The 16,200-nt window shown below is 60.7% G+C and carries 18 protein-coding genes and 1 tRNA gene; 9 read left to right on the top strand and 10 right to left on the bottom strand.

The genetic code is table 11. The features are described from left to right. Nucleotides 1-22: 22 nt before the first annotated feature. From ACSHXH_RS08210 to pdxH, 3 genes are all read right to left on the bottom strand, one after another. The gene (locus tag ACSHXH_RS08210) at nt 23-499 is read right to left on the bottom strand and encodes a DUF192 domain-containing protein (protein ID WP_435671293.1); all 477 of its coding nucleotides are present in this window, start codon (nt 497-499) and stop codon (nt 23-25) included. Next, complete coding sequence (locus ACSHXH_RS08205) at nt 478-1,017, bottom strand: cold-shock protein (RefSeq protein WP_435671292.1); 540 nt, start codon at nt 1,015-1,017, stop codon at nt 478-480. The genes ACSHXH_RS08210 and ACSHXH_RS08205 overlap by 22 nt, the downstream gene beginning before the upstream one ends. Before the next feature lie 103 nt (nt 1,018-1,120). Next, on the bottom strand, nt 1,121-1,726 hold the full coding sequence (pdxH, locus tag ACSHXH_RS08200) for a pyridoxamine 5'-phosphate oxidase (RefSeq protein ID WP_435671291.1): 606 nt from the start codon (nt 1,724-1,726) through the stop codon (nt 1,121-1,123). A gap of 169 nt (nt 1,727-1,895) precedes the next feature. Between pdxH and fabI the strand changes: the two genes are divergently transcribed. The 6 genes from fabI (at nt 1,896) to trpE (ending at nt 8,552) form a co-directional block, all read left to right on the top strand. After that, a complete protein-coding gene (gene fabI / locus ACSHXH_RS08195) occupies nt 1,896-2,702 on the top strand; it encodes an enoyl-ACP reductase FabI (protein WP_435671290.1) in 807 nt (268 codons plus the stop codon). Between the two features lie 7 nt (nt 2,703-2,709). After that, nucleotides 2,710-3,312 carry a LysE family translocator gene (locus tag ACSHXH_RS08190; protein ID WP_435671289.1) on the top strand — a complete coding sequence of 201 codons (603 nt, stop codon included), beginning with the start codon at nt 2,710-2,712 and terminating at the stop codon, nt 3,310-3,312. A gap of 19 nt (nt 3,313-3,331) precedes the next feature. Continuing rightward, nucleotides 3,332-3,835: a xanthine phosphoribosyltransferase gene (gene gpt, locus ACSHXH_RS08185; RefSeq protein ID WP_435671288.1), complete on the top strand. Its 504-nt coding sequence runs from the start codon at nt 3,332-3,334 to the stop codon at nt 3,833-3,835. 114 nt (nt 3,836-3,949) lie between these two features. Beyond that, nucleotides 3,950-5,146: an aminotransferase gene (locus ACSHXH_RS08180; RefSeq protein WP_435671287.1), complete on the top strand. Its 1,197-nt coding sequence runs from the start codon at nt 3,950-3,952 to the stop codon at nt 5,144-5,146. Between the two features lie 42 nt (nt 5,147-5,188). Continuing rightward, nucleotides 5,189-7,033, top strand: coding sequence for a SurA N-terminal domain-containing protein (locus ACSHXH_RS08175; protein ID WP_435671286.1), 1,845 nt, complete (start codon nt 5,189-5,191; stop codon nt 7,031-7,033). A gap of 4 nt (nt 7,034-7,037) precedes the next feature. After that, nucleotides 7,038-8,552, top strand: a complete 1,515-nt coding sequence (gene trpE / locus ACSHXH_RS08170) for an anthranilate synthase component I (RefSeq protein ID WP_435671285.1) — start codon at nt 7,038-7,040, stop codon at nt 8,550-8,552. 126 nt (nt 8,553-8,678) lie between these two features. Here trpE and ACSHXH_RS08165 read toward each other — a convergent pair whose 3' ends face one another. Next, on the bottom strand, nt 8,679-9,092 hold the full coding sequence (locus ACSHXH_RS08165; RefSeq protein ID WP_435671284.1) for a SufE family protein: 414 nt from the start codon (nt 9,090-9,092) through the stop codon (nt 8,679-8,681). Nucleotides 9,093-9,162: 70 nt separating this feature from the next. On the opposite strand from ACSHXH_RS08165, the gene ACSHXH_RS08160 reads away from it, so the two are divergent. Further along, nucleotides 9,163-9,741 carry a hypothetical protein gene (locus ACSHXH_RS08160; protein ID WP_435671283.1) on the top strand — a complete coding sequence of 193 codons (579 nt, stop codon included), beginning with the start codon at nt 9,163-9,165 and terminating at the stop codon, nt 9,739-9,741. Here ACSHXH_RS08160 and rnd read toward each other — a convergent pair. The 3 genes from rnd to purM all read right to left on the bottom strand — a co-directional run bounded on the left by rnd (nt 9,738) and on the right by purM (nt 12,624). Then, on the bottom strand, nt 9,738-10,895 hold the full coding sequence (rnd, locus tag ACSHXH_RS08155; RefSeq protein WP_435671282.1) for a ribonuclease D: 1,158 nt from the start codon (nt 10,893-10,895) through the stop codon (nt 9,738-9,740). The two genes, ACSHXH_RS08160 and rnd, sit on opposite strands and share 4 nt — an antisense overlap. 92 nt (nt 10,896-10,987) lie before the next feature. After that, nucleotides 10,988-11,581, bottom strand: coding sequence for a phosphoribosylglycinamide formyltransferase (gene purN / locus ACSHXH_RS08150; protein WP_435671281.1), 594 nt, complete (start codon nt 11,579-11,581; stop codon nt 10,988-10,990). Further along, nucleotides 11,578-12,624 carry a phosphoribosylformylglycinamidine cyclo-ligase gene (purM, locus tag ACSHXH_RS08145; RefSeq protein WP_435671280.1) on the bottom strand — a complete coding sequence of 349 codons (1,047 nt, stop codon included), beginning with the start codon at nt 12,622-12,624 and terminating at the stop codon, nt 11,578-11,580. Before purM ends, purN begins: the two co-directional genes overlap by 4 nt. A gap of 114 nt (nt 12,625-12,738) precedes the next feature. Here purM and ACSHXH_RS08140 point away from each other — a divergent pair. Beyond that, nucleotides 12,739-12,815: transfer RNA gene (locus ACSHXH_RS08140), tRNA-Ile, on the top strand. 46 nt (nt 12,816-12,861) lie between these two features. Here the strand turns inward: ACSHXH_RS08140 and ACSHXH_RS08135 are convergent. Further along, the gene (locus tag ACSHXH_RS08135) at nt 12,862-13,581 is read right to left on the bottom strand and encodes a sirohydrochlorin chelatase (RefSeq protein WP_435671279.1); all 720 of its coding nucleotides are present in this window, start codon (nt 13,579-13,581) and stop codon (nt 12,862-12,864) included. Nucleotides 13,582-13,613: 32 nt separating this feature from the next. Next, complete coding sequence (locus ACSHXH_RS08130) at nt 13,614-14,381, bottom strand: SDR family NAD(P)-dependent oxidoreductase (protein WP_435671278.1); 768 nt, start codon at nt 14,379-14,381, stop codon at nt 13,614-13,616. A 208-nt stretch (nt 14,382-14,589) separates the two neighbouring features. Between ACSHXH_RS08130 and ACSHXH_RS08125 the strand changes: the two genes are divergently transcribed. After that, nucleotides 14,590-15,516, top strand: coding sequence for a lysophospholipid acyltransferase family protein (locus ACSHXH_RS08125; protein WP_435671277.1), 927 nt, complete (start codon nt 14,590-14,592; stop codon nt 15,514-15,516). Here ACSHXH_RS08125 and ACSHXH_RS08120 read toward each other — a convergent pair. Continuing rightward, nucleotides 15,480-16,178: a DUF1223 domain-containing protein gene (locus tag ACSHXH_RS08120; protein WP_435671276.1), complete on the bottom strand. Its 699-nt coding sequence runs from the start codon at nt 16,176-16,178 to the stop codon at nt 15,480-15,482. The two genes, ACSHXH_RS08125 and ACSHXH_RS08120, sit on opposite strands and share 37 nt — an antisense overlap. Nucleotides 16,179-16,200 lie beyond the last annotated feature (22 nt).

Raw genomic sequence — 16,200 nt, 5'->3', positions numbered from 1 at the left:
AAGCGGTTTTTTTCAGTATTGCTCAGAACGCACAGGCCCAGCTGGCCACAGCGTCAGGAATGGCGGGATGGCGCATCTCTGTGCCCGCGTCGATTCCAAGCAGCTCGGCCATACCCCCATTGATTTCCAACACATACTGGATGGCATCGCCGCCTGGTATGCTTGTCAGATCGCCGGGCACCGCATTGTCATGCACGCGCTGCACCACACCCGAAGCGTCGGCAAAAATCATGTCCAACGGGATCAGCGTGTTCTTCATCCAAAAGGTGACCAGCTGAGGGCGATCGTATACAAAAAGCATGCCACTCATACGCGGCATGCTTTCCACAAACATCAGTCCGCGACTTCGACGTTCAGGCGTGTCTGCAACATCCACGGAAATTCGGGCACTGCCCCAATCGCCTTTCAGAAAAACAGTATCGGACCTACAGGGTTCGTCTGCGATTGCCTGTGATGCGACAACCGCAAAGACCGCTGCTATTCCACACCACTTTCCCATGCGAGCACCTCTACCGCCATGCGCCCGCGATTGCTTTCGATGGATCGCAACGCCAGCGCTTCGCCCGGGAGCAAATCCGAAAGACCGGAACGGCGCAAGACCTCGACATGGATAAAGATGTCTTCGGACCGGCCATAAACGTTGGCAAAGCCAAAGCCCTTGGCTTTGTCGAACCACTTCACCCGAGCTGGTTCCAACGGCGCGGCCGCGATCTCTTCGGGTGACACGCCGGTAAACTCTTCAAGGGGTGCAACGTCCGACCGGTCGGGCGGTGCGATCTCAAGCACTTCAACCGCCTGCAATCCCCGAGTGGTCGTTTGAACAGCGACGCTGATCCGCGCCCCGTCCGCAACCGAGCCCTGTCCAAAGTTTCGAAGCACGTTTGCATGCAGCAGGATATCAGGCCCGCCTTCGTCCGACACAAGAAAGCCAAACCCTTTCGCAGGGTCAAACCATTTCACATACCCTGCGACCCGTGTGTCAGGTTGTCGTGTTTGTTCCACGTTTCTGTCCAACATCAAATTCCCACCAACAGTGTCGGCGTCCCATGCTCGGTTTTCAAGGCAAAACTACATGAAAAAACGGCTATATTTCCACCCTGCAATTCACGTAACGTGAACGTCAGGGATTCAAACGACTGATTTCCCATGACTTTTCCGCGTCACGCCTGACCCACCTGAACCGATCGTGTAACCTGAAAGACCCATCAGCCCAGAACTCGATTTCAGTTGGCTCTATCCGAAAACCGCCCCAGAACGGCGGTCGCTTCGGACTTGTACCCAGCTTGGTAGTGAGTTTTGCAACCTCGGCCATCAACTCGGTGCGAGACCCAAGGGGTTGCGATTGCTTCGAGGCCCACGCCCCCAAACGGCTCTTCAAAGACCGCGACGCGTAATATGCATCGGCCTTTTCACCGTCTTCGCGGGTGACCGTGCCCCTGACCCGGATTTGCCGATGCAAGGATTTCCAATGCATGACAAAAGCCGCCTTCCCAGCCGCGGTGATCTCCTGCCCCTTCCGACTGTCGTAATTCGTGTAAAAGACAAAGGCGTCATCTTCGATCTCTTTGAGTAAAACCATGCGCACATTCGGCATGCCATCCGCATCTACGGTCGACAGCGCAATCGCATTGGGGTCGTTGATCTCGGCCTCTTCTGCCTCAGACAACCATTTGCGGGCGATCACAAACGGATCATCCCCTGCAAATATCCCTGATCGATCACTCATTTTAACCTCCTACGGCTCGGCCTCGGCGTATCGGACGACATGCTGGGTTGTCCACAGCGACGTTATGTAACCTCAGGATTGCGCCAGACACACGGACACAGACAGCCTTGCCGGGCAAGCATGCTTCGCCTAAACGACATGAAGCTGAACAGACAAAAGGCAAGGCGACATGAAAAGCGAAATTATGGCGGGAAAGCGCGGGCTTATCATGGGCCTCGCCAATGACAAATCCATCGCATGGGGCATTGCGCGCGCGCTTGGCGACGCAGGCGCAGAGCTTGCTTTTTCCTATCAGGGCGATGCGTTGAAAAAACGCGTTGATCCGCTTGCTGCACAGCTTGGATCAGACATCGTTCTGCCCTGCGATGTCGGCGACGGTGCATCAATCGATTCGTTGTTTGATGCCCTCAAGACCCGTTGGGACAGCCTGGATTTCATTGTCCATGCCATTGGCTTTTCCGATAAGAATGAACTGCGCGGACGGTACGTTGACACAAGCCGCGACAATTTCATGATGACCATGGACATCTCGGTCTATTCCTTCACCGCCGTCATGCAGCGCGCAGAAAAGATGATGACCAATGGCGGCGCAGCGCTCACCATGACGTATTACGGTGCAGAGCGGATCATGCCGCATTACAATGTGATGGGCGTGGCCAAAGCCGCACTCGAAAGCTCTGTCCGCTACCTCGCCGAAGACCTTGGTAAAGACGGCATCCGCGTCAACGCCATCTCTGCTGGTCCGATCAAGACACTGGCCGCCTCCGGCATTGGCGATTTTCGCTACATCATGAAGTGGAACGAATACAATTCGCCACTGCGCCGCAACGTGACCATCGACGATGTGGGCAAATCCGCACTTTACCTGCTGTCGGACCTCGGATCTGGTGTCACTGGCGAAACCCACCATGTTGACGCGGGATATCATGTCGTCGGCATGAAAGCCGTTGATGCCCCGGACATGAGCAAGGAATAAAGGCCCCATGACCACGGCCCAATTCATCGCCTTCAACCTGACCCTGCTGGCCGCCATGGCAGCCCCAGGCCCGGCGCTGCTGTACGCATTGCGCCAATCCGTGGCCGGTGGCTTTGCCACGGGGGTGGCCACAGGGGCTGGGCTTGGGCTGATGGCGGCGCTCTGGACTGGGGCAGCCTTGCTCGGCCTCAACGCAGTCTTTGCCGTGGTGCCGTGGGCCTATCTTGCGCTTAAGATCGCAGGGGCGCTTTACCTGCTATGGGTTGCAGTACAGCTCTGGCAGCACGCCCACACACCGGTCGCAGACAGCGCCAATCCCGGTGCCCGCGCGTTTCTGGGCGGCCTGCTGATCAACGCCGCAAATCCGAAATCCATCTTGTTTGCCGGTGCCGTTCTGGTGGTGATCTTTCCACCTGATCTCAGCCTTGGGCAAAAGGGCCTGATCGTTCTGAACCACTTTGTAGTTGAACTGATCGTCTACACCTTGTTTGCCGCCTGCCTGTCCAGCGGCCCTGCCCGCGCCGGATATCTGCGGCTCAAACCCATGATCGACCGCACAGCTTCCGTAATCCTTGGCGCGCTTGGACTGCGCCTTTTGTTCGGACGCTGACATAAAAAAGGAGCCTGCCATGACTGACCGACTTCCCCACGAGAAAGGGTTCCACGTCAGCTGGGACCAACTGCACCGCGACGCCCGCGCCCTTGCGTGGCGGCTTCAGGGCGAAGGTCCCGATGATGGTGGCTGGCGCGCTGTGGTCGCCATCACCCGAGGCGGCATGGCCCCGGCGATGATCGTCGCGCGCGAACTCGACATTCGCATGGTCGATACAATCAGCGTGAAAAGCTACAACCATCAGTCCCAAACCGAACCGCGGGTGATCAAATCCCCCGACATGTCCGTCGTCGGCGACGGCACCGGCGTTCTGGTGGTGGATGATCTGGTCGACACCGGCAAAACGCTCGAAGTCGTGCGCAAGCACATGCCCAATGCCCATATCGCCACCGTCTACGCCAAGCCGATGGGCCGCCCGCAGGTCAACACCTTCATCACCGAAGTCAGTCAGGACACCTGGATTTTCTTCCCATGGGACATGGCCCTGCAATACGTGGAACCCTATCGCGGTACAGACTGACGCGGTTTCTTTGGGCGACAAATACCTCGGGGTGAGGCGCAACGCGCCGAGGGGCAGCGCCCCTCAGATCAGACAAATCAGCGCGCCGAAGGCGCTCAATGTGGAAAGACCGGCATGACATCACGCACTAAGACCACATTCGCCCCTCCGGTGATGGAGGCCCGCCGCTGGCTCGACGGTGTGACCTTCCCGGACAACCAACCGCTTATCAACGTGAGCCAGGCCGCTCCCGTCGATCCGCCTCCAGCCCCGCTGCGCGCCGCCATGGCCGCTGCGTTGGACCTGCCTGAAACCCATCTCTATGGCCCGGTGCTGGGATTGCCCGCGCTGCGGCACGAACTCGCCGCGCAATGGTCAGCACATTACCACGGCATTGCGACCCCGGATCAGATTGCCATCACCTCTGGCTGCAATCAGGCCTTTGCGGCCACCATCGCGTCAATCTGCGCCGAAGGGGATGAAGTCATCCTGCCAACCCCATGGTATTTCAACCATAAAATGTGGCTCGACATGTCCGGCGTGACGGCTGTCCCGCTTCCTACAGGCGCAGATCTGATCCCAAACCCCACCGCCGCCCGCGCATTGATCACACCAAAAACCCGCGCCATCGCGCTGGTGACACCGAACAATCCCGGCGGCGTCGAATACCCGGCAGAGACGCTCTCCGCGTTCTTCGACCTCGCCCGCGAAACCGGCATCAAGCTCATCGTCGACGAGACCTACCGTGATTTCGACAGCCGCCCCAGCCCGCCACACAGCCTGCTGTCGGACGTCACATGGGGCAACACCCTGATCCAGCTCTACTCCTTCTCCAAAGCCTACCGCCTGACAGGCCACCGCGTCGGCGCGATCATCGCAAACCAAGACCTCCTGTCCGAAATCGAAAAATTCCTCGACACGGTCGCCATCTGCCCGTCGCAACTGGGCCAGCGCGCCGCGCTGTGGGGGCTGCAAAACCTGCGCGATTGGCTGGCTGGCGAACGCGCCGAGATCCTGGACCGGCGCGCAGCGATCGAAGACCACATGCCCCTCATTGCGGCCAATGGCTGGCGACTGATGGGATGCGGGGCATATTTCGCCTATCTCGAACATCCCTTTGCAGAAAGCAGCGCAACACTGGCTCCCAAACTGGTGCAAGAGATCGGCGTGCTCGCCCTGCCCGGCACCATGTTCACCCCCGCCACGGACCCATCGGGAGCCCGCCAATTCCGCGTCGCTTTTGCCAATGTCGACCGCGCCGGTATCGAGGCGCTCTTCACCCGACTGGCCAGCCTCGACTGGCCCCTTGCGACCCCTGTCTCTGCCGCGTAGACACATCGCACCAAATCGCAACCAAGCAAGGGGCGCACCCGCATGGCCATGGGCAAAGGCAAGCTGTCAAAGACCTTCATCTGGATCCTGATGGGGCTTCTAATCATCGGCCTCGCAGGCTTTGGCGCAACCAGCCTGTCTGGCACTGCCCGCAGCGTGGCGACCGTGGGCGAAAAAGAAGTGTCAACCGACGCCTACCTGCGCAACCTGCGCACCGAGATCAACGCTTTCGCCGCCCAAGCCGGTCGCGCCGTGCCGCTGTCCGAAGCCCAGGCCATCGGCCTTGATCGCCAGGTTCTGGCCCAGCTCATCACGGCGCGTGGCCTCGATAATGAGGCGGCCGTAATCAGCTTGTCCGTTGGCGACGAGGTGGTGGCCGAACAACTGCTGCAAGTTCCGTCTTTCCAAAGCGCAGATGGCAGCTTCAACCGCGAAGCCTACAGCTTTGCGCTGCGCAATCAGGGGCTGTCGGAATCGGAATTCGAAGAGCAGCTGCGCGATGACACCGCACGCACGATCCTGCAAAGCGCGCTGGTCGCGGGCAACACCTTGCCCGACACCTATGTCGACACGCTGCTCGCCTACACCGGCGAAACCCGCGACTTTACATGGGCGCGGCTGACCGGGTCGAACCTGCAAACCGGCCTGCCCGAACCGTCCGAGGCCGACCTGCAAGCCTATTATGAAGACAATATCGCCAGCTACACGCTGCCTGAACTGCGCGACATCACCTATGCGTGGATCACCCCCGAGATGATCGTCGATACGGTCGATGTGGACGAAGACGCCATGCGCGCCGCCTATGACGAACGGTTTGACGAATTCAACCTGCCCGAACGCCGCCTTGTGGAACGCCTTGTCTTCAACACCGACGCAGATGCCGCCGACGCGCTGACCCGTCTTGGCCCCGATTTCACGTTTGAAGACCTTGTCATTGAACGTGGCCTCGCGCTGTCGGATGTGGATATGGGCGACGTCACACCCGAGATGCTGGACGGCGCTGGCGACGATGTCTTCGCCGCCGAAACCGGCGCCGTTGTTGGCCCACTGCCGTCAAACCTTGGTCCCGCGCTCTACCGGATCAACGCCGTGCTCGACCCGCAAAACACGTCGTTCGACGACGCCCGCCCCGACCTGCGCGGCGAACTGGCGCTTGACCGTGCCCGGCGCGTGATCGAAACGCTGGCGCAATCCATTGACGACGAACTGGCCGCCGGTGCCACGCTTGAAGAAATCGCCGACACGACCGAGGCCCGCATCGGGCAGATCGACTGGTTCCCCGGAGCCGATGGCGAAATCGCTGCGTATGATGCGTTCCGCGAAGCCGCGCGCCAATTGGACGAAGGCGACTTCCCGGAAGTCATGCAGCTTGGTGATGGTGGCGTCTTCGCCATGCGTCTGAACCGCATCCAGCCCCCCGCACCGCAAGCCATTGAAGACGTGATCGACCAAGTAAGCCAAGGCTGGGACACCCGCGAACAAACCGCGCAACTGATGGTGCAAGCCGAAGAATTGGCCGTAACGCTGACGGGCGGTGCCACGTTCGAAGATGTCGCCCTTACTCCGCAAACTGAAACCGATCTTGGCCGCAACGCCCAGCTTGCAGACCTGACGCCCGGCCTGCTCCGCGCTGTGTTCGAGATGGACATCGGCGACATCCGCGCGATTGCAGGCATCGGCGAGGTCGTGGTGCTGCGTCTTGACGGCATCAACGCCGTCGATCGCAGCGATGCCGATATCGAAATGTTGGCCCAAGCCCTGCGCAACCAAGCCGCCAACAGCGTTGCCGAAGACCTGTTCCGCGCCTTTGCCACCGATGTGCAACGCCGCGCCGGGGTCGAAGTGAACCGACCCGCGATCAACGCCGTTCACGCAGTCATTCAGTGATCCCATGGCCAGTTTGACCCCCGATTTCGACAGCTTTGCCCGCGCCTACGAAGCCGGCCAAAACCAGGTTGTCTACGCGCGCCTCGCAGCCGACCTCGACACACCCGTGTCGCTGATGCTGAAACTCACCGGGGCCGCCAAAGACGCCTTTGTCCTCGAAAGCGTCACTGGTGGCGAGGTTCGCGGGCGATACTCGATCATCGGGATGAAACCGGATGTGATCTGGCAATGTCACGGCACGGAAAGCCGCATCAACCGCGTCGCCCGCTACGACCCTGACGCGTTTGTACCGCAGGACGATGACCCCCTGACCACGCTGCGCGCGCTTATCGCGGAATCGCGGATCGACTTGCCCGACAACCTGCCGCAGGCAGCGGCTGGCCTCTTTGGGTATCTGGGCTACGACATGATCCGGCTGGTCGAACATCTGCCCAACATCAACCCCGATCCGCTCGGCCTGCCTGACGCCATCATGATGCGGCCGTCGGTGGTGGCCGTTCTGGACGGGGTGAAAGGCGAAGTGACTGTTGTGTCACCCGCTTGGGTCACCGATGGCCTGACTGCACGTGCTGCCTACGCACAGGCCGCAGAGCGGGTGATGGACGCGGTGCGCGATCTCGAACGCGCGCTGCCGCAACAGGCCCGGGAAATGGGCGACCCGGCGGACAGCGCCCCGCCCGTTTCGAATTTCACTCATGAGGGCTACAAGCACGCAGTTGAGAAAGCCAAGGATTACATCCGCGCAGGCGACATTTTTCAGGTGGTCCCGGCGCAACGCTGGACGCAAGACTTCCCACTGCCGCCATTCTCACTTTATCGTTCTTTGCGAAGGACTAATCCGTCGCCCTTCATGTTTTACTTTAACTTTGGGGGCTTCCAGGTTATCGGGGCAAGCCCTGAAATCCTTGTGCGGGTCTTTGGCAACGAAGTCACCATCCGCCCCATCGCAGGCACCCGCCCGCGCGGCGCTACACCTGCCGAGGATGACGCGCTCGAAGCTAACCTTTTGGGCGACCCCAAGGAATGCGCCGAACACCTGATGCTGCTTGATCTGGGCCGCAACGATGTGGGCCGCGTGGCCAAAATTGGGACAGTGCGCCCCACCGAGAAATTCATCATAGAACGCTACAGCCACGTCATGCATATCGTTTCCAACGTGGTGGGCGATCTCAGCCCCGAACATGACGCGCTGTCGGCCCTGCTGGCCGGTCTGCCCGCAGGCACCGTGTCAGGTGCACCCAAGGTCCGCGCGATGGAGATCATCGACGAGCTGGAACCGGAAAAACGCGGCATCTATGGTGGCGGCCTTGGCTATTTCAGCGCGGGCGGCGATATGGACATGTGCATTGCGCTGCGCACCGCGTTGGTGAAGGACAAAAAGCTTTATATCCAAGCCGGTGGCGGCGTTGTCTATGACAGCGACCCCGAAGCCGAATATCAGGAAACCGTCCACAAATCGAACGCGATCCGCCGTGCCGCGGCCGACGCCGCGCGTTTCACTGGCAATGGCAACGACTGACCCAGTCTTCTTTGGGCCTTAAATACCTCGGGGGAGTCGCGCACAGCGCGACGGGGGCAGCGCCCCCAACCGTCGTCAGCCTCCAACCGGGGCGCACGCTCAAACCTGTACGCCGCAGGCGGTCACTTAACCTGAAGATGCGCCCGCAAATCCTTGCAAACGCTCAATCATCGCGCGCAGCCCGTTTGACCTTTGTGCCGACAAATGATCGTTCAAGCCCAACCGCCCCAATTCCGCCCGCGCGTCAATGGCGGCGACCTCTGACGGGGACAATCCGTTATAGAGCTTGCGCAACACCGCGATCAGGCCATTGACGATCATCGCATCGGATTCGCCCTCAAACTGCACCACGCCGTCCTCGACCTGCGGATGCAGCCAGACCTGACTGGCGCAGCCATCGACCTTGGTGGCCGGCACCTTCAAAGCATCCGGCAATGGCTCCATCGCGCGGCCAAGCTCGATCACCATCCGGTAGCGGTCTTCCCAATCGTCCAGAAATTCGAAATCCTCGACTATCTCTTCAAACGCCGCGTTGGCCATAACGGTCTCCGGTCCTGAATTGTGCTGACTGAACACCTAGGGAGACCCGACCCGAAGGTCCAGTCCGGGCATGACGCTTTTCAACGGCGGCACAATCGGTTACGTCGAAAGAGCACAGGCAGAGGGACCGACCATGCGAAAACCCGTGACGCTTTTGATCCTCGCAACCGTGGCGCTGACAGGATGCGCAACAGTCAGCGAGTCGCGTTTAAACCCGTTCAACTGGTTTGGCTCAAGCGAACCGGACCCTGCCGCGATGGATGTGGCCACTGCCACGGTGAATCCGTTGATCCCGGCGCGGCGTGCGTCGATTTTCCGCAGCAACCAGCCTGACGCATTTGCCGGGACGCCCATAGCCGACATCACTGAATTGCTCGTGGAACGCCGCCCCGGCGGGGCCATCATCCGCGCCACGGGTCAGGCCGAACGCGCAGGCCCGTTCGATGTGCGTCTGATTGCCGATGACAGCGATGGTGACCCGTCCACCCTCGTGCTGGACCTCAGAGCGTTGCAACAATCCGGGCCACGCAATGCAGGCGCTCTGGCACGACAGGTCACTGTTGCCCTATGGGTCACGGATCAAAACCTGCGCGGCATCCGCACGATCACCGTGCGCGGGGCCAACACCGCCCGCACAGTCCGTCGTTAAAGCTCGATGATCTGAACCTGCTTGCCCTTCGCGGCAAGCGCCACACGCCCGTCACACAGGCGCAGCGCATCTTCGCCAAAGACTTCGCGCCGCCAGCCCTGCATCGCGGGGACGTTTCGGTCGCCCGAGGCCAAGGCATCCAGATCGGCAGAGCTGGCAATCAATTTTGACGCCACGCCCGACGCTTCGGTTTTCGCCTTGAGCAGCACCCGCAGCAAATCGGCCAAAGCCGGGTTCACCTGTGGCGATTGCCGCGCACTGTCAGGCGAGGGCAATTGCTCTTTCGGCATGCTTTGCGCCCGGTGCACCGCCGCCAGGATGCCATTGGCAATCTCACCCTTGCGGGCCTCGCGCAGCAAAAGCCGCGATCCGTTGAGATCGCTCATGTCCTTGGGTTTGGTCGAGGCCAGTTCGACCAGCGCATCATCCTTGTATACGCGACTGCGCGGAATATTACGCTCTTGCGCATAGGTTTCCCGGAACCGTGCCAGTTCTTTGACAATCGCAAGAAACCGCGGCGCATTGGACCGGGTCTTGACCCGCATCCATGCATCTTCGGGGCGGGTGACATAGGTTTCTGGCGCGAGCAGCGTGGCAATCTCTTCTTCGACCCAACGGTCCCGGCCCGTCTCGGCCAGCCGCATCCGCAGATATTCGTAGATCACCCGCAGATGCGTCACATCTGCCAGCGCATAGGTCTTTTGGCTGTCCGACAAGGGACGCCGGGACCAATCGGTAAAGCGCGAAGATTTATCCAGCGCCTGCTTGGCGATCTTGCGCACAAGCGTCTCGTACCCGACCTGTTCGCCAAAACCTGCCACCATCGCGGCAACCTGGCTGTCGAACAAAGGATGCGGAATAACGCCATGATCAATATAGAAAATCTCAAGATCCTGCCGCGCCGCGTGGAACACTTTGACCACGTTGGGATTGCGAAACAAGTCCAGCAACGGCTCAAGCGACAGCCCTTCGACCAACGGATCAACCAACGCCGCGTCCTTATCACCGTCGCCGCGAAAGGCAAGCTGGATCAGACACAGCTTGGAGTAATAGGTCCGCTCCCGCAGAAACTCTGTATCGACAGTCACATAAGCCGTTTGTGCGGCACGTTCGCAAAACGCGGCAAGGTCGGAGGTCGTCGTGATGATGTGCATAATTCGGGTCGTTCGTTTTTATTGTATGTGCTGCACCCCAGCACGGGTATATCCGAAAAGCCTTTCCCTGCCTAGCGTTATAGGACGCAGTGTCAAGGCAAGTCGATCCGGGTGCGATTTTCTTCAGCAAAGCGGCGCAGAACCAAAGGGTAGAGGATATGCTCCTGCACCAGCACTTTCGCGGCCAGATCATCGGCGCGGTCTTCCGGGTCAATCGGGACCCGCGCCTGCCCCAGAACCTGTCCGCCATCCAGCTCTGCCGTCACCTCGTGCACTGAACAGCCCGCTTCGGTATCACCCGCATCAATTGCGCGCTGATGGGTGTGCAGACCTTTGTAGTTCGGCAGCAACGAGGGATGGATATTGAGCATCGTGCCCTGCCAGCGCATCACAAACCCTTCGGTAAGAACGCGCATAAAGCCCGCAAGGCAAATGATATCAGGCCGCACCTGATCAAGCACATGGGTCAAGGCCGCCTCGAACGCGGGGCGATCCGATCCAAAAGGCCGGTGATCGACCACCGCCGTCGGGATGCCGCGCGCCTTGGCCTTGGCCAACCCGCCTGCATCCGCCCGGTTGGACAGCACGAGCACAGGCCGTGCCGGGTGATCGCCGGTCATGTCCTCGACCAGCGACACCATGTTGGAGCCGCCGCCCGAAATCAGGATCGCAACCCGTTTCGTCAAACCAGCGCGCCTGTGTAGGCCACGCCCGGTGTGCCGGTGACTGTGCCAATCTCCGACACCGTTTCACCCGCCTCTTCGAGGATCGTTGTCAACGCCGCAGCACGGTTCGGCGCTACCACGAGGATCATACCCATTCCGCAATTGAAGGTCTTGAGCAGTTCCGTCTCGGCCATACCGCCAGTCTGTGCCAACCATTTGAACACAGGCGGCAAATCCCACGCCGACAGATCGATCTGTGCGCCAAGTTCCTCGGGCAGAACGCGTGGCAGGTTCTCGGTCAGGCCACCGCCCGTGATATGCGCCAGCGCGTGCACACCACCCGCATGCACCGCCGCCAATGCCTGTGTCACGTAAAGCCGCGTGGGCGTCAGCAATGCAGCCCCCAGTGATCCTTCGGCCCAAGGGCATGCCGCGTCCCAGCCAAGGCCTGATACCTCAACCAGCTTGCGCACAAGGCTATAGCCGTTCGAATGCACTCCATCAGAAGCAAGACCCAGCAGCACATCACCTTCGGCCACGCCGCGTGGCAGGTCGCTGCCCCGCTCCATCGCGCCCACAGCAAAGCCTGCAAGGTCGAAATCGCCGGCTGGATACATGCCCGGCATCTCGGCAGTCTCGCCGCCGATCAGCGCACAGCCAGACCGCGCGCACCCTTCGGCAATGCCTTCGATCACCCGCGCAGCGGTGTCGGTGTCAAGCTTGCCCGTGGCGAAATAATCTAAGAAAAACAGTGGCTCTGCGCCCTGACAGACCAGATCGTTGACACACATCGCCACCAGATCAATACCGACGCCATCCACATGGCCGGTGTCGATCGCGATCCGCAGTTTGGTGCCGACGCCATCGGTGGCGGCCACCAGCACCGGATCGGTGAACCCGGCGCCCTTGAGATCGAACAGCGCGCCAAACCCGCCCAGCCCAGACATCACCCCCGGCCGTGCCGTGCGTTTGGCCGCAGGTTTGATCCGTTCCACCAACGCATTGCCCGCGTCAATGTCCACACCCGCATCTGCGTAGGTGATACCATTTTTGCCGTCTGTCATGCCGCACCCTCCGAAGGTCGCGGGTGCCTTAGCGCAGGCATGGGCACGAGTCCATCATCTGCGTGCGCCACCTCTTGACGCGCCCCCATTGTCTGGTAAGGAAACGCGTATGGCGGGCCTGTAGCTCAATTGGTTAGAGCAGAGCGCTCATAACGCTTTGGTTGCGGGTTCAAGTCCTGCCGGGCCTACCATATTTTACCATTTGGTAAAAAACACCGCCGACACAGTATGTCCCGTTCAGAACACACACTGCGCCACGTTTGGGGTCGTTGCCCGCCAGCGCAGGGCGTCGGCGATCATCTTGGGCACGTCCGGGTGCAAACCGATGGGGTCGAGCACGACGCCTGTAAACCCCGATGCGGCGACGGCCTCGGGCAGGTCATCCAACACATGCCCCCGCTTGGCGGCAAAGAATGGCAGGCAGATCGATTTCTCCCCCAGCCCGGTCAGAGCGTCGGTCAGCGACGGGTCTTCCTCGACGAATCCGCAGCGCACTGACCGTGGTTTGACCTCCCCGGCCACGCGGGCGGCAAAGGCGTTTGTGGCTTCAGAGACACGCCGCGACTTGCCCGATCCATGCCCGGCGATGATCAAGTCGGTGTCCTTGGGATCAAACCCGCGATCCGCACAGACCTGCCGCACCCAATGCGCCGCCAACATCGGCAACGTGCAATCCAGACCAAAGCTGACCAATCGCGGCCCAACACCATCTGCCAGCCTTTTGGGCAATTGCACCTGCGTGAACCAGCCATCTGCCATGAACATCGGATAGATCAACGCACCGGGACGGTCAGCCGACAGCGCCTCGATCCGGCCCGGCGCGGCGAGGGTGACGCCGTCGACCCGCGCATCCGGCAGGTGCTGCGCTACGGCGGCGGCCAAAGCTGCGATCTCAGCCTCACCGACATCGGGGTCGGACGGTTGGCCGTGGCTGACGATGAGCGCTTCAAGGGGCATGGCGGTCTCCGGGTTTCGGACTTGGCACAGACTTAGCGCGGAGCCATGCGGATGGCACCATCCAAACGGATCACCTCTCCATTCAACATCTGGTTCTCCACGATATGGCGCACCAATTGCGCATATTCCGCTGCCCCCCCAAGCCGCGACGGAAACGGCACTTGCGCGCCAAGGCTGTCCTGCACCTCTTGCGGCAACCCTTCGAGCATGGGCGTCTTGAACAACCCCGGCGCAATGGCGCAAACACGGATTCCAAGCTGCGCCAGATCGCGCGCCATGGGCAGGGTCATGCCCACCACACCACCTTTGGAGGCGGCATAAGCCACCTGCCCCACCTGCCCTTCATAGGCAGCCACAGACGCGGTGTTGATGATCACACCGCGCGACCCGTCTGCATCCACCGGATCGTTCCCAGCCATCAGCGCCGCGGCTTGGGACGCGACGTTGAAGGTGCCGATCAGGTTGACGGTGATCGTATTCGCAAAGGACGCCGCATTATGCGGGGCCCCTTTGGACACGGTTTTCGCAGCCGGTGCGACCCCCGCACAGTTCACTGCGATATGGAGCGCGCCATGGGTCGCTCTCACAGACTCGAGTGCTGCGGCAACGCTGGCTGGATCGCTCACATCGGTTTTCACGAACATACCGCCCAGTGCTTTGGCATGGGCGCTACCTGCGGCCTCGTCCCGGTCAAGGATCACTAGCTTTGCACCCGCCTCGGCCAGGGCCGTGGCGGCCGCTGCTCCAAGACCAGATGCGCCTCCGGCGACGATGGCGACTGTATTTTGCGTGATGAACATGGTCATTTCCTCATGGTCTTGGCTGTCACCCGTGGTGATGCAATGCGATCCTTTCTGAAGTGTTTCGAGGCGAAAAAACAAGACACTCCAACGCATCACAGGTCACAGGCGGCGCAAGCCCGTTGGAACGGGCTTTGACACGCGATTTCGAAATCGCGTATCAAGCGCCTTCGAAGGCGCTTGCCCGCCAACAACATACAGGTTTCTCTTGGCTCAAACGAAGACGCGCAAACACACCCCCGGCGGCTGGCAGGACTGGGCGACCGACCGCGTGCTGCGCGGCACGATCTGGCTGGCGCTGCGCCTGCCGCTGCGGGCGCGGCTATGGCTGATGGGAAGGTTGGTGCGTCATGTGGTGGCACCCTTGGCGGGATACCGCGCCCGCGCGATGGACAACCTCGCGCATGTCTGGCCCGACATGGACACTTCAGAGCACCGCCGTTTGGCCGATCTGGTGGCCGACAATGCCGGGCGCACGATGATCGACAATTACGATGTCACAGGTCTGATGCGCCGCATGGCCAAAGCGAACATCACCGGGGATGGTTTGGCCGAGGTCGAAAAGGCCCATGCCGAAGGCCGCCCGGTTTTGTTTGTCACCGGCCATTTCGGCAATTTCGAAGCCCCCCGCGCTGCTTTGGTCGCACGCGGCTACCGGATTGGCGGTCTTTACCGCCCTATGTCCAACCCGTTTTTCAACGCGCATTATGCCGCCAACATGCACGCGCTGTCCGATCCGGTGTTCGAACAGGGTCGACGTGGCACAATGGGGCTGATCAAGCATATCCGCGAGGGCGGCATGGGCGTGTTGCTGTTCGATGTCTATGACAGTGCCGGCGCAACCATCGACTTTATGGGACAGCCTGCCCCAACCCTGACCTCGGCTGCGGATATCGCACTCAAGACCGGCGCGCTTTTGGTGCCATTCTTTGGCGTGCGCCACGCCGATGGGATCAGTTTCGACGCGGTGTTCGAAGCACCTGTGCCGCATGGCGATCCAATTGAGATGATGCGCGATGTCACCCAGCGTCTGGAAGCACGCATCCAAGCAAATCCCGAGCAATGGTTCTGGATTCACCGCCGCTGGAAGCCGAAACGTCAGCGCAAACGCGCGGCGGCCAAGATCGGGCCATAGCCCTTTCGCTGGATCAGCACGACAATCGGGGATGCACCAGACACCGGCACCTTGGCCGAGAGCGGTGCGCGCCCATTCCAATCACCGATGTCGGACCATTCAGTCACGATGTGGCTATAGGTCAGCTTTTTCCCGGCGTTTTCGCCAAGCGGGATGCTGACCGATTCAGACGGCGCATAGCGCACCAAAATGACATCCGCATCGCCCAGACCTGTGGACGCCGGTGCCGAAATCGCCAGTGATCCTTCGGTGCGTGCAAGCTTGAGCGGCACGGGCAAGCCTTTTTCCGCTTGGGCCTGCACCAGATCGGTCACATCCATCGGGCGGTTGCCCACCACGTCATGCGCACCGTTCACCACCATCTGAGGCGTATAGATCGACCGATTGCCAAATGACTGGGCATAGCCCTTTTGGCGCTTTGTGAACGCGGCATGGGCAAACTGGTCTTTCCAGCCGATGTAATCCCAGTAGTCCACATGCAGGGCCAGCGCGATGATGTTGTCGCGCGTCCCAAGCCGGGCCAGCATTTCGTCTGCGGGCGGACAGGACGAACAGCCTTGTGATGTAAACAGCTCGACCACGACCGGGGTATCCTGTGCCGAAGATGCGGTTGCCTGCACGCTCAGAACGAGTGCCGTCACAAATGCCAAAAGCCTGTTCATCCTGCCGCTATCCCGTATTTTT

The sequence above is a fragment of the Marivita sp. genome, from assembly GCF_051251565.1.
Lineage (GTDB): Bacteria > Pseudomonadota > Alphaproteobacteria > Rhodobacterales > Rhodobacteraceae > Marivita.
The sequence above is the reverse complement of the archived record's forward strand: the minus strand, read 5'-3'. Positions and strand labels throughout refer to the sequence as shown.